This window comes from Nocardioides immobilis (assembly GCF_003515065.1).
In the GTDB taxonomy this organism is placed as follows: Bacteria; Actinomycetota; Actinomycetes; order Propionibacteriales; family Nocardioidaceae; genus Nocardioides; species Nocardioides immobilis.
In genome coordinates this window covers 199,828-217,182 of record NZ_QXGH01000016.1, presented here as the reverse complement: position 1 = coordinate 217,182, position 17,355 = coordinate 199,828, and the positions used below count along the sequence as shown (strand labels likewise).

Genomic DNA, 17,355 nt, shown 5'->3' with positions numbered 1-17,355 from the left:
CATGACCCGCGCGTCGCCAACGACACGCTCTCCAGCTCAGACGCAGCGAAGCACGAGGCGCCCGCCCCGACTACCGGGACGGGCGCCTCACCCTGCCCTCTTGACAGGAGGCTCTACATATCAGCTGTGACCCGGATTACACGTGAGCCGGTGAGGGATGTGAGGGCGTGAGAACAAGTTGACCAAGGGGACGCCGCGACAAGCGACGAGGTGAAACGCCCGGGACCGACGATCAGTGCATTCGATGGCCACTATGCCCGCAGCACAGGAGCACGACATGACTCTCACGTCCCCCCCGGGCAGCGCTGACACCGCTGCACCTCCGACCCAGCACCGCACCGGTCGCTGGATCGACGACTGGCGTCCCGAGGACGAGAAGTTCTGGGACGAGACCGGCGCCCGGGTTGCGAAGCGCAACCTGATCTGGTCGATCTTCGCCGAGCACCTCGGCTTCTCGGTGTGGCTGATCTGGAGCGTCAGCTCCGCGATGCTCCTCGCGCAGGGGTTCGAGTTCACCCCGCAGCAGCTGTTCTTCCTGGTCGCGATCCCCAACCTGGTCGGCTCGCTGATCCGGGTCCCCTACACCTTGGCGGTGCCGAAGTTCGGCGGACGTAACTGGACGATGGTCAGCGCCGCCCTCCTGCTGATCCCGACGCTGTCGTTCGCGTACTTCGTGAACCAGCCCGGCACGCCGTACTGGGCCTTCTGCGTGATCGCCGCGACCGCGGGCTTCGGTGGCGGCAACTTCGCCTCGTCGATGGCCAACATCAACTTCTTCTACCCGGCCCGGCTCAAGGGCGCGGCCCTCGGCCTCAACGCCGCCGGCGGCAACCTGGGCGTGGCGCTCATCCAGTTCTTCCTGCCCGTGATCGTCGGCGGCGCCGGCATCTTCGGCCTGGTCAAGGCGTCGGAGGGCGGCATCCACCTCGAGCGCGCGGCCTGGGTGTACGCCGGACTCGCAGTCACCGCTGTCCTCGCGGCGTTCTTCTTCATGGACAACCTCTCCAACGCGAAGTCCCCGGCGAAGGAGCAGCTCCAGGTCCTGAAGAGCAAGCAGACCTGGGTGATGTCGTTCCTCTACATCGGGACCTTCGGCTCGTTCATCGGGTACTCCGCCGCGATGCCGCTGCTGATCAAGGTCAACTTCTGGCGGCAGCCCGTCCCCGACGTGGCCGGCATCGGCATCAACTTCGTGTTCTACGCGTTCCTCGGTGCCCTCGTCGGCTCGATGTCGCGTCCGCTCGGCGGCTACCTCGCCGACAAGTTCGGTGGCGCCCGGGTCACGATGGTGTGCTTCGGCGGCATGATCCTGGGCACGCTCGGCGTGCTCTGGACGCTGAGCCTGCTCGAGACCCTCCCGCCGCCGCCGGACGCTGCCGCTCTCGCGGCGATCAAGGCCGACCCGGCCGCGTTCAGCTACCCCGACGCCGTGCAGTCCGCGGTCGACGCCAACACGGACGTGTTCCCGCTGTTCCTGGGCATGTTCCTGCTGATCTTCTTCTTCACCGGCATCGGCAACGGCTCGACGTACAAGATGATCCCCGCGATCTTCCGCACCGAGGCCGAGCGGGCGTCGACGCCCAACACGCCGGAGCGTGACGCTGCGCTCCTCGCCGGTACCAAGAAGGCCTCCGCGGCGGTCGGCATCATCGGCGCGGTGGGTGCGATCGGCGGCTTCCTCATCCCGATCACGTTCGGCTCGCCCTGGGTCACCGACCCGCTGTCGGCCACGAAGACCGCGTTCATGGTGTTCGCCGGCTTCTACGTGGTCTGCGCGTCGGTCACCTTCTGGGTCTACCTCCGCAAGCCGCACCCCGCGAAGGCGCACCTGAGCTACGCCGGGGTCGGGATCTGACCGATGGCTCGGCGGTGTGGCGCGGCCCCTGTGGGCCGCGCCACACCGCATTTCCCGCGGGGCTGTGAGCACGTGAGAAGTAGTTGACCTTCCGGGCCAGGTGAGCGATCCGTTAGCGAAACCGGCAAGAAGTGGAATGGACACATGACCGAGAGCCAGGGCGAGCGCGTGACGCGGACCCACTGCCCCTACTGCAGCCTGCAGTGCGGCATGACGCTCCAGAAGAAGGGGCGGACCGCCCTCGAGGTGCTGCCCTGGGCGGAGTTCCCGGTCAACGAGGGTGGCCTCTGCCGCAAGGGCTGGACCGCCGCGGAGCTCCGCGGCAGCCGCGAGAGGCTGACGACCCCGATGATCAAGGATCGCGCCACCGGCGAGCTGCGTGCCGCCGAGTGGGACGAGGCGCTCGACCTGATCGCCGGCAAGATCAAGGACCTGCAGGCGTCGTCCGGCCCCGACAGCGTGGCGATCTTCGGCGGCGGCGGTCTCACGAACGAGAAGGCCTACCAGCTCGGCAAGTTCGCCCGGGTCGCACTCGGCACCAGCCAGATCGACTACAACGGCCGCTGGTGCATGTCGTCGGCGGCCAGCGCCGGCAACCAGGCGTTCGGCGTCGACCGCGGCCTGCCGTTCCCGCTCGCCGACGTCGAGCAGGCCGAGGTCGTCGTCCTGGTCGGCTCCAACCTGGCCGAGACGATGCCGCCGGCCGCGCGGCACCTCGACCGGCTCCGCGAGCGCGGCGGCAAGCTCGTCGTCATCGACCCGCGGAAGACCGCGACGGCCGACCGCGCCGACCTCTTCCTGCAGCCCGTCCCCGGCACCGACCTGGCGCTGGCGCAGGGCGTCCTGCACCTGCTCGACGCCGCCGGCGCCATCGACGAGGAGTACGTCGCCGCCCGCACCACCGGGTGGGGCAAGGTCCGCCGCTCGGTCGCGTCGTGGTGGCCGGAGCGGGTCGAGCGGGTGAGCGGCGTGATGACCGCCGAGCTCCGTGCGCTCGTCGACCTGCTCGCGGCCAACGAGAAGATCATGATCCTCACCGCCCGCGGCGCCGAGCAGCACAGCCAGGGCACGGCCACCGTCCTCGGCTGGATCAACGTGGCGCTCGCCCTGGGCCTGCCCGGGCGGGAGCACGCCGGCTACGGATGCCTCACCGGCCAGGGCAACGGCCAGGGCGGGCGCGAGCACGGCCAGAAGGCCGACCAGCTCCCCGGCTACCGGATGATCGACGACCCTGCCGCCCGTGCCCACGTCGCGCAGGTGTGGGGCGTCACGCCCGAGTCGCTGCCCGGCAAGGGCAAGTCCGCCTACGAGCTGCTCGATTCATTGGGACAGCTCGGCACCGGCGGCGGCGCTGATGGTCCTAGGGCGCTCCTGGTGTTCGGCAGCAACATCGTGGTCTCGGCACCCCGCGCGACCCACGTCACCCAGCGGCTCGAGTCGCTGGACCTGCTCGTGGTCTGCGACATCGTGATGAGCGAGACGGCCGCGATCGCCGACGTCGTGCTCCCCATCACGCAGTGGGCCGAGGAGTCCGGCACCATGACCAACCTCGAGGGCCGGGTGATCCTGCGCGAGCAGGCGGTCGAGCCCCCGAAGGGCGTCCGCAGCGACCTCGACGTGATCGCTGGCCTGGCCGAGCGGCTGGCCTCGCCCGTGCCCTTCGGCACCGACGTCGAGGAGATCTTCGCCGAGCTCGGCCGCGCGTCGGCGGGCGGCAAGGCCGACTACAGCGGCATCTCCTACGACCGGATCCGCGACGAGCAGGGCGTGTTCTGGCCCTGCCCGGCTGTGCCCGAGGGCGGCGACCAGCACCCCGGCACGCCGCGGATGTTCGCCGACTCCTTCGCCACGCCCGACGGGAAGGCGCGGTTCCTCGTGGTCGAGCACGCCGGCCCGGCCGAGCCGACCGACGCGGAGTTCCCGCTGCACCTCACGACCGGTCGGGTGCTCGCGCAGTACCAGTCGGGCGCCCAGACCCGCCGCGTCCGCTCGCTGCCCGACGCCGGCCCGTTCGTCGAGATCCACCCGATGCTGGCGAACCGGATCGGCGCCCACGACGGCGACCCGGTCATCGTCCGCACGCGCCGCGGCGAGATGAAGGCGCCCGCCAAGGTCGTCACCACCATCCGCCCGGACACCGTCTTCATCCCGTTCCACTGGGTCGGCGCCAACCGGCTCACCAACGACGCCCTGGACCCGTCCAGCCGGATGCCGGAGTTCAAGGTCTGCGCTGCGGAGGTGACGGCGTGACTACGAAGAAGCGCCTGGTCGTCGTCGGCAACGGCATGGCCTCGACCCGGCTGGTCGAGGAGCTCGTCGCACGCGGCGCGACCGACCACCTGACGATCACGGTGCTCGGCGACGAGCCGCACGCGCCGTACAACCGGATCCTGCTGTCGGCCGTGCTCGAGGGCACCCACCGGCCGGAGGCGCTGACGCTCCGCGGCGAGGAGTGGTACGCCGAGCACGGCATCGACCTCCGCCTCGGCGCCAGGGTCCTCGAGGTCGAGCGCGACCTGAAGGACGTCATGCTCGTCGACGGCACGATCATCGAGTACGACGTGCTGGTGCTCGCCACCGGCAGCATCCCGACGCTGCCGCCCATCCGCGGGCTGGTGAAGATGGACGGCTCGCTCCACGAGTCGGTCCACGCGTTCCGCTCCCTGGGCGAGTGCGAGCGGCTCCTCGAATCCGTCACCGCGACCGACGAGAACGGCGAGCCGATCAACCGGCGCGCGGTCGTCGTCGGTGGCGGCCTCCTCGGCCTCCAGGTCGCGCGGGCACTCGGTGCGCGCGGCATCGACACCGAGGTCGTCGAGGGCGGGGACCACCTGCTCCACCAGCAGCTCGGCACCGCGGCCGGCAAGATCCTGGCCCGCGACATGAAGAAGCTCGGCGTCGCCGTCTACACCGGCGCCCGCGCGGTCAAGCTCACCGACGCCAACAGCGGTCTCGGTCTCGGCGGCTCTGTCAAGGTCCTCGACCCGCTGCCGACCAACCCCGGCCGGGTCGCGCTGCGGCTCGACAACGGCTTCACCCTCGACACCGACCTGGTCATCCTCACCGCCGGCGGTCGTCCGTCCACGGCGCTGGCCCGCCGCGCCGGCCTCGAGGTCCGCCGGGGGATCGTCGTGGACGACCGGCTCGCCAGCGTCACCGACCCGGAGATCTTCGCGCTCGGCGACTGCGTCGAGCACGAAGGCCGCGTGACCGGTTTCGTCCCGCCCGCCTGGGAGCAGGCCGGGGTCCTCGCCGGCGTCCTGATGGACGAGCCGGTCAAGTACGACGGCAGCCGGATCGTCGCCCGCCTCCGGGCCACCGGCCTCGACGTCGCCGTCCTCGGCGACCCCGAGCGCGAGGTGCTCAACGGCGGCGACGTCGTCGAGATGTCCAACCCGGTCCGCGGCTCGCACCGCAAGCTCGTGATCCGCGACGGCCGGATCGTCGCCGGTGCCCTGGTCGGCGACCTCAACCGGATCGGCCTGATCACCCAGCACTACGACCGGCAGACCGTGCTCGGACCCACCGAGCCCGGCGACCTGCTCCTGGTCGAGCGCTCCGCCAAGCCCGTGCAGCTCCCCGACGACGCGGAGGTCTGCAACTGCGCCGGTGTCACCGCCGGCGCGATCCGGGCCTGCTCCTCGTTCGAAGCAGCCCGAGACACGACCCGCGCCACCACCGGATGTGGTGGCTGCGCCTCGACCGTGCGCCAGCTACTGGCAGACCGGTCCAGCCTCACCCCGGAAGGAATCAAGTGATGGCACCGCACCTTCGCAAGCAGCTCGTCGTGGTCGGCCACGGCATGGTGGGCCACCGTTTCGTCGAGTCCGCGATCTCACGCGGCCTGACCGAGACCTACGACATCACCGTCATCGGCGAGGAGTCGCGGCCGGCGTACGACCGGGTCGCCCTGACCTCCTTCTTCGAGGTCGGCGCCGAGGCGCTGAGCTACGTCCCCTCCGGGAAGTACGACGACCCGCGGGTCCGGCTGCGCATCAACACCGAGGTCGTGGCGGTCTCGCCGCGGCAGCGGATCGTCACCCTCGCCAACGGCGAGGACCTGCACTACGACGAGCTGGTGCTGGCGACCGGTGCCGCGCCGTTCGTGCCGCCGGTGCCCGGGCACGACCTGGAGAACTGCTTCGTCTACCGCACCATCGAGGACCTCGAGGCGATCCGCGACGCGTCGAAGAAGGCTGGGAAGTCGGGGGTCGGCGCCGTGATCGGCGGCGGCCTGCTCGGCCTCGAGGCTGCCAACGCGCTGCACCAGCTCGGCCTGGAGACGCACGTCGTGGAGCTCGCGCCGCGGCTGATGGCGGTCCAGATCGACGACATGGGCGGCAAGACGCTCAACCGCCACATCGGTGGCCTCGGCCTGACCGTCCACACCGGCGCCATGACCGAGGCGGTGCTCGGCGACAAGAAGGGCCGGGTCGACCGGCTGGCGCTCAAGGACCGCAACCCGCTCGACGTCGACATCGTCGTCTTCTCCGCCGGCATCCGGCCCCGGGACGCCCTCGCGCGTGCCGCCGGGCTCGACGTCGCGGACCGTGGCGGAGTCCTCGTCGACGGAACGCTGCGCTCCTCCGACGAGCACATCTGGGCGATCGGTGAGTGCGCCGCGGTCGACGGGATGATGTACGGCCTCGTGGCCCCCGGCTACGACATGGCCGAGATCGTCGTCGACCGGCTGCTGGGCGGCGAGGGCACCTTCACCGGCGCCGACATGTCCACCAAGCTCAAGCTGCTCGGTGTCGACGTCGCGTCCTTCGGTGACGCCCACGGCGAGACCGAGGGCTCGCTGGAGCTGACCTACCAGGACGCCGTCTCCGGGGTCTACAAGAAGCTCGTCATCAGCGAGGACGGAAAGCGGCTGCTCGGCGGCGTCCTCGTCGGCGACGCGGCGGCGTACGGGATCCTCCGCCCGATGGTGGCCTCCGGCATGGAGCTGCCGGAGAACCCCGAGGAGCTGATCCTCCCCGCCGGTCGTGGCGGCGTGGAGCTGGACCTGCCCGACGACATGCAGGTCTGCTCGTGCAACGACGTCACCAAGGCCCAGATCAAGGAAGCGGTCTCGGACGAGTCCACGCTCAACGACGGCGGCCCCTGCGTCGATGCGGCCTGCGTGACCACCCACACCCGCGCCGGCTCGACCTGCGGCTCGTGCAAGAACGTGGTCAAGAAGATCGTCGAGGACTACTTCACCGCCACCGGCAAGGAGGTCGACCGGTCGCTGTGCCAGCACTTCAAGATGACGCGTCAGGAGCTCTTCGACGTCGTCGCGATCCACGGCTACACGCGGTTCGACGACATCATCGAGGGCCACGGCAACGGCCGCGGCTGCGACATCTGCAAGCCTGCGGTCGCGTCGATCCTGGCCAGCCTGCTCAACCACCACGTCCTCGAGCCGGGCAACCGGCAGCTGCAGGACACCAACGACGCCTACCTCGCCAACATCCAGCGCAACGGCACCTACTCGGTCGTGCCCCGCGTCCCCGGCGGCGAGATCACCCCGGAGAAGCTGATCGCGATCGGCGAGGTGGCCCGCGACTTCGGCCTCTACACCAAGATCACCGGCGGCCAGCGGATCGACCTGTTCGGCGCCCGGATGGAGGACCTGCCGGCGATCTGGAAGCGGCTGGTGGACGCCGGCATGGAGTCGGGCCACGCCTACGGCAAGGCGCTGCGGACCGTGAAGTCGTGCGTCGGCTCGACCTGGTGCCGGTACGGCGTGCAGGACTCGGTCGGTCTCGCCATCGAGCTCGAGCTCCGCTACCGGGGCCTGCGCTCGCCGCACAAGCTCAAGGGCGGCGTCTCCGGCTGCGCCCGTGAGTGCGCGGAGGCTCGGTCGAAGGACTTCGGGATCATTGCCACCGAGAAGGGCTGGAACCTCTACGTCTGCGGCAACGGTGGCGCCATCCCGGCCCACGCGCAGCTGCTGGCCGGTGACCTGGACAAGGACACCCTGATCGCCTACCTCGACCGGTTCCTCATGTACTACATCCGCACCGCCGACCGGCTGCAGCGGACGTCGTACTGGATGGACTCGATCGAGGGCGGCCTCGACCGGATCCGCGAGGTCGTCGTCGACGACGTGCTCGGCCTCGGCGCCGAGCTCGAGGCGGCGATGGACAAGCACGTCGAGTCCTACTTCGACGAGTGGAAGGCCACCATCGAGGACCCCGAGAAGATGGCCCGGTTCGTGTCGTTCGTGAACGCGCCCGGCGTGCCCGACCCCAACATCTCCTTCCGTGACGAGCGTGGCCAGATCGCTCCGGCTGACAGTGACGGTCCCGTCTCGCTCGGCGACACCATCCCCGTAGGAGCCCCTCGATGACCGTGAGCCCAACCGGCACTGTGACGACGTTCAATGCTGTTTGCCGGCTCGACCAGATCGAGCGCGAGGGCGGCGTGACCGCCCTCGTCGGCGGCGAGGCGGTGGCGGTGATCCGCACGTTCGATGACCACGTCTACGCCCTTTCGAACTACGATCCGTTCTCCAAGGCATCGGTTCTCGCGCGCGGGATCGTCGGCACCAAGGTGGTGGACGGCGAGGACGTCCCGTTCGTGGCCAGCCCGATGTACAAGCAGGCGTTCGACCTCCGCAACGGACAGTGCCTCGACGACGCAGGCGTCGCCGTGGCGTCGTACGACGTGCGTGTGGTCGACGGGGTCGTGGAAGTGGGACCTCGCCAGGCGTGAACGTCGTGAAGGAGGAGTCCGTGCCGGACCGGCCGCTGACGGGGTTCACCGTGGGTGTGACTGCGGCGCGACGTGCCGAGGAGCAGATCGCGCTCCTCGAGCGGCGCGGCGCGACGGTCATCCACGCGCCCGCGCTGTCGGTCGACCCGAACCGGATCGACGAGGTGGCGCTGCTCGCGGCGACCAGGGACGTCCTGGCCCAGCCGGTCGACATCTTCCTCGCGACCACCGGGATCGGCATGAAGTCCTGGCTCACCGCCTGCGAGCGGTGGGGCCTGAAGGACGACCTGGTCGCGCACCTCGGCAAGGCCGAGATCCTGGCCCGTGGGCCGAAGAGCGTCGGCGCGCTCCGGCGGTTCGGGCTGCGGGAGCTGTGGGCGCCCGAGTCTGAGGAGTTCGAGGACGTCCTGGCGCACCTGCGCGGCCGCGACCTCACCGGGCTGCGGATCGTCGTCCAGGAGCACGGCCAGTCGCTGTCGATGGCCGCCCACGCGCTGCGCCGGCTCGGCGCCGAGGTGACCACCGTGACCGTCTACCGGGTCGACGCGGCGGAGGACCTCGAGCCGATGTTCGGCCTGGTCGAGGCCGTCGTGGAGGGCCGGGTCGACGCGGTGACCTTCACCGCCGCACCTGCCGTCGCGGCGATGATGTCGGCAGCCGCCACGGCCGGACACCGCGACGAGGTCATCGGCGCGTTCCAGGCCGACGTGATCGCCGCCTGTGTCGGCCCCGTCACCGCGGCTGCGTTCGAGATGTGGGGCGTGCCCTCGATCTATCCCGAGCGGTCGCGGCTGGCCGCCATGGTCAAGCAGCTCGAGACCGAGCTGCCGTCCCGCGCCGGCGGCACGTCGCTCGAGGTCGCCGGCCACACCCTGCTGCTGCACGGCGACGACGTGCTCCTCGACGGCGTCGTGGTCAAGCTGTCGCCGGCCCCCTACGCCGTCCTCCAGGCCCTGCTGGTCAATCCCGGCACCGTCGTCTCCCGCCGGGACCTGCTCGTGTCCCTCCCGTCCGGCACCGCCGGCTCCGAGCACGCGGTCGAGATGGCCGTCGCCCGGCTGCGCGCCGCCCTCGGCACCCGCTGCATCCAGACCGTCGTCAAGCGCGGCTACCGGCTCGCGGTGACGACATGACGACCCTTGTCACCGTCGCCCACGGCACCCGTCACGCCGCCGGCAACCGGGTGGCCTCCGAGCTGACCGCGGCCGCCGGCCGCCGGCTCGGCATGAGCGCGACGGCGTCGTACGTCGAGCTCTGCGAGCCGCTCTTCGCCGACGTGATGCGCGGTGCTCGTGAGCCGGCCGTCGTCGTACCCCTGCTGCTGTCGACCGGATACCACGTGCGGCACGACCTCCCGGCCGCCGTCGCCGAGACTCCGGCGCCCGTGGTGCTCGGCGGCCCGCTCGGGCCCGACCCGCTGATCGCCGCAGCCCAGGTCGACCGGCTGGTCGAGGCCGGCGCGGTGGCGGGGCAGCCGGTCGTGATGGTCGCCGCCGGCTCCACCGACCCCGAGGCCACCACCGACCTCGAGGGCGCGGCCCGGCTGCTCGGCGAGCTGTGGGGCGCACCCGTCCGGTTGGCGACGCTCGGCGCCATCGGCAGCCGGCCGGCGGACGTCGTACGGCCGGGCGACGCGGTGTCGCCGTACCTGCTCGCGCCCGGCCACTTCGCCTCCCGCGGCCGGGCCGACGCCCGCGCTGCCGGTGCTTCTGTCATCGCCGGCGTCATCGGCGCGCACCCCCGCGTGGTCGACCTGATCTGCCAGCGGGTAGTCCGGGTGCTGATGGGCGAACGCGCGTCGGCGTAGTCACCAGCCCCACCCGTCACATCGGTCGGCCAGTACTGGCGCTTGTCGGCCGTTGCATTGCCCGACAAGTGCAGGAATCACCGGCGGACCGGGGATTCCTGCACGCCTCCACACCCCCGTCAGCCCCCCACCTCCAACACCTCCGGCGTGTGCAACCGCACCAGGAACCGCCGGGCGTGGAGCGGCGCCCGGGAGGCGGTGGCGAGCGACACCAGCACCATCGTCGCGAAGGCGACCGGTACGCTCCAGGCGGCGGGCTGCAGGATCAGGGCACCGACCCAGCCCGACCCCTGGACCCCGACCACGTTGAGCACCGCGGCCCCGCCCGCGCCGATCCCGCCGGCCGCCAGCCCGGCGAGCGCGCCGGCGTCGGTCAGGCCGCGCCACCAGATCCCGAGCATGAGCAGCGGGCAGAACGTCGACGCCGCGACGGCGAAGGCGAGGCCGACCGACTGCGCGACGCCGACGTTGGTGGCGAAGAGGGCGACCAGCACGGGCACCGACACCGCCAGCACCGCCGCGAGCCGGAAGGCGGGCGCGATCGACCCCGGAGTCCCAGCCGGGCCCCGCTCGCCGACGAACCGGCTGGTGACGTCCTGCGTTAGCACGCCGGAGACCGCGATCGCCAGCCCCGACGCGGTCGACAGGAACGCGGCGAACGCACCGGCGGTCACCAGGCCCGTCAACAGCTCGCCGCCGACGCCGTCGACCATCAGCCGCGGCAGCTCGAGCACGAGCACGTCGGCGTTCCCCTTCGCGACCAGGTCGCCGCCGTAGACCCGGCCGAGCGCGGCGAAGACCGGCGGCCAGAGGTAGAAGAGCCCGAGCAGGGCCAGCACCACGAGCGTCGTACGGCGCGCGGCCCTGCCGTCCGGATTCGTGTAGAACCGCACGACGACGTGCGGCAGGCCCATCGTCCCGAGGAACAGCGCGATCATCAGCGAGTAGGTGCCGTAGAGCCCGATCGCCCCGCCGCCCGCCACCGGCACCGACCAGCTGTCACCGGCGCCGGAGCCCGCCGGCCGGCCGTCGCCGACCCAGACCACGAGCAGCACCATCGCGGGGACGAGCAGCGCGGTCAGCTTGAGCCAGTACTGGAACGCCTGGACGAAGGTGATCGAGCGCATCCCGCCCGACATCACGTTCACCAGTACGACGGACCCGACGATGAGCGGCCCGACCCACCGGGGCGCCCCGATCGCCGACTCCAGCGTCAGCCCGGCGCCCTGGAACTGCGGCAGCAGGTAGAGCCAGCCGACGCCCACCACCAGCAGCGAGCAGGCCGACCGCACCACCCGCGAGCCGAGCCGCGCCTCGGCGAAGTCCGGCAGTGTGTAGGCGCCCGACCGTCGCAGCGGGGCGGCGACGAGCACGAGCAGCACGAGGTAGCCGGCGGTCCAGCCGACGGGGTACCAGAGCATCTGCGCGCCGCCGACGAGCAGCAGGCCGGCGACCCCGAGGAAGGACGCGGCGGAGAGGTACTCGCCGCAGATCGCCGAGGCGTTGAGCCGCGGGTTGACCGACCGGGAGGCGACGAAGAAGTCGCTGGTGGTGCGCGAGAACCGCAGGCCCCAGGTACCGATCGCCAGGGTCGCCACGGTGACCGCGAGCACCGCGATCAGCCCCGGTACGGCGTCGCCGCTCACGACTCCCTGTCCTCCGAGCCGGCGACCAGGTCCGCGAAGTCGCGCTCGTTGCGCTCCACGCTCCGCACGTAGCGCCAGCCGACGAGCAGGAGGAACGGGTAGACGACCGCACCCAGCCCCACCCACGCGACCGGCAGCCCGAGCAGCTCGATCTCCGCCAGGTCCGGCCAGAGGTGGAACACGAGCGGGAGCAGGCCGAGGGTGAGCCCGATCAGGACGAGCACCCGGATCGCGAGGGTGAGCTGCTCCTTCAGCAACGAGCGGAGGAAGACGTCGCCGAGCGGCGTCTGCTCGTGCACGTCGCCGATCCGGTTGCGCGGCCCGGTCGAGTAGCGCGGCGGTCCGGTGACCCGGACCCGCTGCGGTCGCGGCTCGCTCACGAGTCCCTGGCCCGCCGTACCAGCACGTCGCGGAGCTCCCGCGTATGACGGCGCGCCACCGGCAGCTCGGCGTCGCCGACGAGGACCGTGCACCTGCCGGCCTCGGTGCGGAGCTCGTCGATGTGGGCGAGGGCGACGAGGAGCGAGCGGTGGATCCGGTTGAAGCCCGCCGAGCGCCACTCCTCCTCGAGCGTGGAGAGCGGGATCCGCACCAGGTAGGCGTCGCCGGACCTCGTGTGCAGCCGCGCGTAGTCGCCGTGCGCCTCGACGTACGAGATCTGGCCGCGGTCGACGAACCGGGTGACACCGCCGCGCTCCACGGCGATCTGGGTGTCCTCCGGCGCCGGCCGCCGGTCGGAGCCGGAGACCACGCGGCGTACCGCCTCGGCGAGCCGGTCGGCGCGCACCGGCTTGAGCACGTAGTCGACGGCGTGCAGCTCGAATGCGTCGACGGCGTGCTGCTCGTGCGCCGTGACGAAGACGACGGGAGGCGGCTCCTTGAACCGACCCAGCACCTCGGCCAGCTCGAGGCCGCTGAGCCCCGGCATCTGGATGTCGAGGAACACCGCGTCGACGTCGGTCTCGCGCAGGATCCGCAGCCCCTCCGTGGCGGTCGACACGGCGACCACCTCGCCGACGCGCGCGTCGGCCGAGAGGAGGTAGGCGAGCTCGTCGAGGGCGGGCTGCTCGTCGTCCACGACGAGCACCCGCAGGCGCTGTTGGCTGTCGGGACCCGTCACTGGGCGCTCACCCCCGGAGCGAACTTGGGCACCCGCACGATCACCTTCGTGCCGGCGCCCGGAGCGGTCTCCACGACGAGCCCGTAGTCGTCGCCGAACGTCGCGCGCAGCCGGGCGTCGACGTTGCCGAGCCCGACCGAGTCGAGGGACGCGTCACCGGCCAGCGCTCGCCGTACCTTATCCGGGTCCTCGCCGACGCCGTCGTCCTCGACCTCTACCACGCACTCGTGCCCGCGGTCGTGGGCGACGATCCGCAGGTGCCCGACCGTGGCGGAGGACTCGAGGCCGTGGCGGACCGCGTTCTCGACGAGCGGCTGGATGCAGAGGAACGGTACGACGACCGGGAGCACCTCGGGCGCGATGTTGAGTGTCACCTGGAGCCGGTCCCCGAACCGGGCCTGCTCGAGCAGCAGGTAGCGCTCGATCGAGCGCAGCTCGTCCGCAAGGGTCGTGAACTCGCCGTGCCGACGGAAGGAGTAGCGGGTGAAGTCGGCGAACTCGAGCAGCAGCTCGCGGGCCCGGTCCGGGTCGGTCCGCACGAAGCTGGCGATCGCCCCCAGCGAGTTGTAGATGAAGTGCGGGCTGATCTGGGCGCGGAGGGCCTGGACCTCGGCCTCCATCGCCCGGTTGCGGCTCGCGTCGAGCTCGGCCAGGTCCAGCTGGCCGGACACCCACTGCGCGACCTCCTCGGTGGCGCGGATCAGGCCGGCGGTCGTGGTCGGAGCGAACGCCTGGACGGTGCCGATCACCCGGCCGTCGACGACCAGGGGGCTGATCACGCCGGTGCGGACGGGGCAGCTGGCCGTCGAGCACGGGAGCTGCGTGGGCTCCACGGTGCGGGTCCAGTCGCGGGTCGGGTCGCTGCCCACCGGTGCGACCAGCATGGCCGCGAGCGCGCCGGCCTGGGCGCGGTGGTGGCTGCCGGTGCCGTCCCACGCCAGGGTGGTCGCGGTGTCGGTGAGCGCGAGCGCCGGGGTGCCGAGCAGGGCGCGGAGGTGCTTGATCGCCCGGTCGGCGCTGTCGGCGGTCAGCCCCTCCCGGAGCGCCGGCGACGCGAGCGACGCCTGGTGCAGCGCGCGGAACGTGGCCCGATCGGCCTCACTGCCGAGATGCCCGCGCCGTCGCATGCCGACATCGTGCCACCCGCGAAGTGTCAACCTCTGTCGCGCGAAGTGTCGATGTTGGTCGCGCGAAGTGTCGATGTTGGTGGGTCGAGGTGTGCCACTTCGAGCGAACAACCCCGAGACTTCGGCCGACCAACCCTGACACTTCGGCCGACCAACCCTGACACTTCGCGGGTCATCGGAAGTCGATGAGGAGGACCCCGGAGTCGTCATCGGTCGGGGGGTCGATGATCTCGGGGAGCTCGGCGGCGTCGGACAACGAGACCGGCTGGGTCTCCTCGCCGACGTACGACGATCCGACCTGCGTGGCGGCGTCCTGCTCGCCGGAGGCGACCAGCGTCTTCGGGGCGGACTGCGGCTTGATGCCGACCACCGCGCGGTAGCAGTGGGTGACGTAGGGGAGCTGCATGCCGTCCATGCCGCGGCCGAACTCGTCGTAGAACGCGAGGACCTCGCGCAGCTTCGCGGCGCGCGCCTCGGCCGGCAGGGTGGCGACGTTGGAGCGCGACAGGACCAGGTCCTGGATCGTCGAGCGGTCGATGACCTGCCAGTGCTTGAACGTCTCGTGCTCGACGGGACCGAAGTACGGCGACGACTCGAGCTCGTCGCCCGGGCCGGCGTCCTGGTCCTGGCTGCCGATCACCCGGCCGAGCCGCTTGACCCACGGGATCCGCTCGTCCCGCGTGTTCCAGACCAGGCTCAGGGAGCCGCCGCGCTTGAGCACGCGCGCGATCTCGGGCAGCGCCCGCTCGTGGTCGAACCAGTGGTAGGCCTGCGCCGCGACCACGATGTCGAACGTGCTGTCCGGGACCGGGATCTCCTCGGCCGTGGTCTGCGAGATCCGGGTCACGACGTAGTTGCGGGCGAGGACGTCGAGCATCCCCGGGTCGGGGTCGGTCGCGTGCACGTCGTGGCCGAGGGCCACCAGCTCGCGGGTCAGCTTGCCGGTGCCGGAACCCAGCTCGAGCACCGACAGCGGCTCGTCGCCGGTCAGCCACCGCACCGCGTCGATCGGGTAGCCCGGGCGGCCGCGCTCGTAGGCGTCGACCACGCTGCCGAAGCAGAGGGCGGGATCGGGTGCGGAGGTTTCGTTGGGTGCCATCAGGACTCACCGTAGTCGCTCGGTAACGTACTTCTGGTGAGCGCGGACCCGTTGGCCTGGTTGGTGTCGCTGGAGGGCGTTCCGTCCGCCTTCGCAGGGGCCCGCGACGGCATCGACGCCGTGCTGCGCGATCGCGGGCTGCGTCGTACCAGCCCCGAGATGACGGGCGAGTCACTGCTCCGCGGCGCCCACGCGAGCGCGGTGCTCGAGGGGTCCGCGTCGAGCCTGGCCGAGGTCCGGGAGGGCACCGGCGACGAGATCTCGGCGGACGCCGTCCGGGTGTCGACCGAGCTGCTGTCGCTGGTCCCCGTCGTACGACGTGCGCCCCTGCAGGCCTTCGCCCGCCTCCATGCCCTGGCCGGCCACGGCTCGCTGCCCGCCGACCGGCTCGGCCGGCCGCGCGACGCCGAGTCCGCGGGCCTGCTGCGGACGGTCGCCGACCTGGTCACCGCGACCACCGACGCGCCGGCACTCGCCGTCGCCGCCGTCGTGCACGCCGAGCTGGTCGTCAGCGCGCCGTTCCCGTCCCACAACGGCATCGTCGCCCGCGCCGCCGAGCGCCTCCTGATCGCCGCCAAGGGCGTCGACGAGAAGTCGCTCGTCGTGCCCGAGGCCGCGCACCTGGCGCTGCGCGCGGAGTACGAGTCGAACCTCCGGGGCTACGCCAGCGGCAAGCAGTCCGGCATCCACTCCTGGCTGCTCTACACCGCCGAGGCGTACGCCGCCGCCGCGGAGGCGAGCCCGCTGGTCCGCGACGCGGAGGAGTAGCGGAGCGGAAAGACCCCTCACATGCAGGTGGCACCCGAGTCACGAATGTCTCTCGGGTGCCACCGCTGACACATGATCCCGTGGCTACCAGGCGTGCATCTGTATGCCGTCCCGGATGTTTTCCGGAGAACGAGCGCCCAATTAGGAAGGGTGGATCGCCGCGTGGGTACCTGGGCCATGTGTTGCTTGTTGAGTTCTTGCTCCCCTTTGTACGCCGGTCGGCGGCCACCTTCAAGGGTTGTCTTTTGGGCGCCACCGGACAACCCTGGGGGGTTGGAACGGCCGTTCGGTCCGATTAGGCGCTGAGGTTGCGCCGTCGTACGCCGACCCACACCGCGGCGCCCACCGCCACCACACCACCGACCGCGATCGCGGCGAGCGTGGGCTTCGGCGGCGGCAGCGGCACCCGGCTGCGCAGGGCGACCGGCTTGCTGAAGATCAGCACCGGCCAGGCGCGTGAGGCGGCCAGCTTGCGCAGCTCGCGGTCCGGGTTGACCACGTGTGGGTGCCCGACCACCTCGAGCATCGGGATGTCGGTGGCGGAGTCGCTGTACGCGTAGCAGGCGGCGAGGTCGTAGCCCCGCTCCTCGGCGAGGTCCCGGATCGCGTTCGCCTTCTCCTCGGCGTAGGCGTAGTAGTCGATCTCGCCGGTGTACTGGCCGTCGACGATCTCGAGCTTGGTCGCGACCACCCGGTCCGCGCCGAGCATCGCGCCGATCGGCTCGACGACGTCGGTGCCGGACGAGGACACGATCACGACGTCACGGCCGGCGGCGTGGTGCTCCTCGATCAGCTGCACCGCCTCGTCGTAGACCAGCGGGTCGACGATGTTGTGCAGGGTCTCGGCGACGATCTCCTTGACCGTCGCGACGTCCCAGCCGGCCACGAGCTGCGACATGAACTGCCGCATCTTCTCCATCTGGTCGTGGTCGGCGCCGCCGACGAGGAAGACGAACTGCGCGTACGCCGACCGCAGCACCGCGCGCCGTGAGATGAGGCCGCCGGCGGCAAAGGGCTTGCTGAACGCAAGCGCGCTCGACTTCGCGATGATCGTCTTGTCGAGGTCGAAGAACGCCGCCTCGGGGCCCATGCGCCCAATCGTAGGGGCGACCACTGCCGCGCCGTGGCTCAACGACAGCATCGGCGCGGCCCGCCTGTCGTCCACAGCCGGTCCCCACCACGCCGTCGTCCACAGCCCGCCACCGGCCAGGCATGGCCGTACGGCGACGCG

14 protein-coding genes are annotated in these 17,355 nt (G+C 71.3%); 8 read left to right on the top strand and 6 right to left on the bottom strand.

The window, feature by feature from the left end:
* Positions 1 to 277: 277 nt before the first annotated feature.
* From D0Z08_RS13535 to D0Z08_RS13505, 7 genes are all read left to right on the top strand, one after another.
* Positions 278 to 1,855: an MFS transporter gene (locus D0Z08_RS13535; RefSeq protein ID WP_118925764.1), complete on the top strand. Its 1,578-nt coding sequence runs from the start codon at positions 278 to 280 to the stop codon at positions 1,853 to 1,855.
* Positions 1,856 to 1,999: 144 nt separating this feature from the next.
* Positions 2,000 to 4,105: a molybdopterin oxidoreductase family protein gene (locus D0Z08_RS13530; protein WP_118925763.1), complete on the top strand. Its 2,106-nt coding sequence runs from the start codon at positions 2,000 to 2,002 to the stop codon at positions 4,103 to 4,105.
* Positions 4,102 to 5,613, top strand: a complete 1,512-nt coding sequence (locus D0Z08_RS13525) for an FAD-dependent oxidoreductase (RefSeq protein ID WP_245993930.1) — start codon at positions 4,102 to 4,104, stop codon at positions 5,611 to 5,613. Before D0Z08_RS13530 ends, D0Z08_RS13525 begins: the two co-directional genes overlap by 4 nt.
* On the top strand, positions 5,613 to 8,192 hold the full coding sequence (gene nirB, locus D0Z08_RS13520; protein WP_118925762.1) for a nitrite reductase large subunit NirB: 2,580 nt from the start codon (positions 5,613 to 5,615) through the stop codon (positions 8,190 to 8,192). Before D0Z08_RS13525 ends, nirB begins: the two co-directional genes overlap by 1 nt.
* Positions 8,189 to 8,557 carry a nitrite reductase small subunit NirD gene (nirD, locus tag D0Z08_RS13515; protein WP_118925761.1) on the top strand — a complete coding sequence of 123 codons (369 nt, stop codon included), beginning with the start codon at positions 8,189 to 8,191 and terminating at the stop codon, positions 8,555 to 8,557. The genes nirB and nirD overlap by 4 nt, the downstream gene beginning before the upstream one ends.
* A gap of 5 nt (positions 8,558 to 8,562) precedes the next feature.
* Entirely contained in the window at positions 8,563 to 9,690 is a 1,128-nt protein-coding gene (locus D0Z08_RS13510; protein ID WP_118925785.1) for a uroporphyrinogen-III synthase, read from the top strand.
* Positions 9,687 to 10,364 carry a sirohydrochlorin chelatase gene (locus tag D0Z08_RS13505; protein WP_118925760.1) on the top strand — a complete coding sequence of 226 codons (678 nt, stop codon included), beginning with the start codon at positions 9,687 to 9,689 and terminating at the stop codon, positions 10,362 to 10,364. The genes D0Z08_RS13510 and D0Z08_RS13505 overlap by 4 nt, the downstream gene beginning before the upstream one ends.
* A 119-nt stretch (positions 10,365 to 10,483) precedes the next feature.
* Here D0Z08_RS13505 and D0Z08_RS13500 read toward each other — a convergent pair whose 3' ends face one another.
* The 5 genes from D0Z08_RS13500 to D0Z08_RS13480 form a co-directional block, all read right to left on the bottom strand.
* Positions 10,484 to 12,010, bottom strand: a complete 1,527-nt coding sequence (locus D0Z08_RS13500) for a sodium/solute symporter (protein ID WP_118925759.1) — start codon at positions 12,008 to 12,010, stop codon at positions 10,484 to 10,486.
* Entirely contained in the window at positions 12,007 to 12,390 is a 384-nt protein-coding gene (locus tag D0Z08_RS13495; protein ID WP_118925758.1) for a hypothetical protein, read from the bottom strand. The genes D0Z08_RS13500 and D0Z08_RS13495 overlap by 4 nt, the downstream gene beginning before the upstream one ends.
* Positions 12,387 to 13,130, bottom strand: coding sequence for a LytR/AlgR family response regulator transcription factor (locus D0Z08_RS13490; RefSeq protein WP_118925757.1), 744 nt, complete (start codon positions 13,128 to 13,130; stop codon positions 12,387 to 12,389). The genes D0Z08_RS13495 and D0Z08_RS13490 overlap by 4 nt, the downstream gene beginning before the upstream one ends.
* Positions 13,127 to 14,257, bottom strand: coding sequence for a sensor histidine kinase (locus tag D0Z08_RS13485; RefSeq protein ID WP_118925756.1), 1,131 nt, complete (start codon positions 14,255 to 14,257; stop codon positions 13,127 to 13,129). Before D0Z08_RS13485 ends, D0Z08_RS13490 begins: the two co-directional genes overlap by 4 nt.
* A 172-nt stretch (positions 14,258 to 14,429) precedes the next feature.
* Entirely contained in the window at positions 14,430 to 15,356 is a 927-nt protein-coding gene (locus D0Z08_RS13480; RefSeq protein ID WP_118925755.1) for a class I SAM-dependent methyltransferase, read from the bottom strand.
* 36 nt (positions 15,357 to 15,392) lie between these two features.
* On the opposite strand from D0Z08_RS13480, the gene D0Z08_RS13475 reads away from it, so the two are divergent.
* On the top strand, positions 15,393 to 16,124 hold the full coding sequence (locus D0Z08_RS13475) for an oxidoreductase (RefSeq protein WP_118925754.1): 732 nt from the start codon (positions 15,393 to 15,395) through the stop codon (positions 16,122 to 16,124).
* A gap of 295 nt (positions 16,125 to 16,419) precedes the next feature.
* Here the strand turns inward: D0Z08_RS13475 and D0Z08_RS13470 are convergent, their stop codons facing one another.
* Entirely contained in the window at positions 16,420 to 17,214 is a 795-nt protein-coding gene (locus D0Z08_RS13470; RefSeq protein ID WP_118925753.1) for an HAD family hydrolase, read from the bottom strand.
* Positions 17,215 to 17,355 lie beyond the last annotated feature (141 nt).